The following is a 1,270-nucleotide window of genomic DNA, read 5'->3' on the forward strand; positions in this document are numbered from 1 at the left end:
CGCCGGGCGTGGCTGGCGGGCGTGGCCCTCGTCGTGCTGCTGCTGCTCGTCCTCGCCAGCGCCCTCGGCGCCGCCGGCTGACGTCCTCCTGCGCCCGTGAAGGTCGGCGATGCCAGCCTGCTACGCCGTGGTGCGGCGCGGGCTGCTGGCGGGTTCCCGCCTCGTCGCCGGGCACCGGGCACCGAGCGCCCGGACCCGCCCGGGCGTCACGATGCCGGCGGCAGGCTCGACTCGGGGACCGCCCTCGGCCGTCCACATGTCGCTGGAGCCGGCGTCAACGAATCCACCGAGAATCCACCGACGATGCGACGGTGCTCCCGCAACGGAATGCCGGGCGACACCCGGGTGACGCCGAAACGGACGTCGCTCATCGGGACACCTCATCTCTGCTGGTCGTGTATCGGGCGCCGCCGGAGACGCCCTGTCTCGTGCCCCGGAACATTCCAAGCGGCGCTGCGCGGCCGCGTCCAGCGGCATGCCGACGCTTTTACCAGCACCGACAGGATGCCCGCCGCAGATCCTCCGATGGAGCGACGACGAAATTCCTTCGACGGCCGCGGAAGGGACGGGCATCGTGATCGCCATGACCGACGATGAGCCTGCGGCAATCCGTGGCGTGGTGCGCTTCTACGACACCGAGCGGGGCTGGGGCGTGATCGACGCGCCGGAGGTCCCGGGCGGCTGTTGGGTCCACTACTCGATGATCGAGACGGCCGGCCACCGCGGTCTCGTCACGGGCAGGCAGGTGACGTTCAGCTGGGAGCCGGTTGCCAACCAGGACGGCTACCGGTTCCGCGCGCTTACCGTGCGGCCCGGGGACGGCGCCATGCGGTAGGAGGGTGTAGCCGACTGATTTTCCGCCAGGGCCTCGGGCCCTACGCCACCTGCGGTCGTACCTGTCGGCCGAGCACGGCATCGGGGTCCGTGCCGGACGGTTCTGCGCGCACCCGCTGCTGGCCCGGCTCGGCGCGCCCGGCGGGGCACTGCGGGCCAGCATCGGCGTAGGCACGACGGCCGACCACGTCGACCGCCTCATCGACGCGGTGGCGCGGTACCTGCGGATCGGGCCCGGCTGGGACTACGCCCTGCTCGACGGGCAGTGGCAGCCGGCCCCGGACGATCGGCACCTGCCGTACTGGGCCGAGGAGAACGCGGCCGAGGAGAACGCGGCCGCCGACCTCCCGGCCGCTCCCTGCGGGACCCGACGACCCCGGCGGCCCAGCGGACCGGGCGGCTCTCCCCCGGCCGCCCTGGCCGCCCTGGCCGCCGG

1 protein-coding gene and 1 pseudogene are annotated in these 1,270 nt (G+C 73.7%); both read left to right on the forward strand.

The window, feature by feature from the left end; all coding sequences use genetic code 11:
- Nucleotides 1-583 precede the first annotated feature (583 nt).
- Nucleotides 584-835 carry a cold-shock protein gene (locus ND748_RS32235; protein ID WP_251750050.1) on the forward strand — a complete coding sequence of 84 codons (252 nt, stop codon included), beginning with the start codon at nucleotides 584-586 and terminating at the stop codon, nucleotides 833-835.
- A 55-nt stretch (nucleotides 836-890) separates the two neighbouring features.
- Nucleotides 891-1,202 (forward strand): annotated as a pseudogene (locus ND748_RS35230) (aminotransferase class V-fold PLP-dependent enzyme); the annotation flags it as partial.
- Nucleotides 1,203-1,270: the final 68 nt, after the last annotated feature.

It is taken from the genome of Frankia sp. AiPs1, from assembly GCF_023716945.1.
In the GTDB taxonomy this organism is placed as follows: Bacteria; Actinomycetota; Actinomycetes; order Frankiales; family Frankiaceae; genus Frankia.

Bases quoted from the DNA above. Each gene is read 5' to 3' on its own strand.
- ND748_RS32235 (WP_251750050.1), top strand. From the start codon at position 584: ATGACCGACGATGAGCCTGCGGCAATCCGTGGCGTGGTGCGCTTCTAC.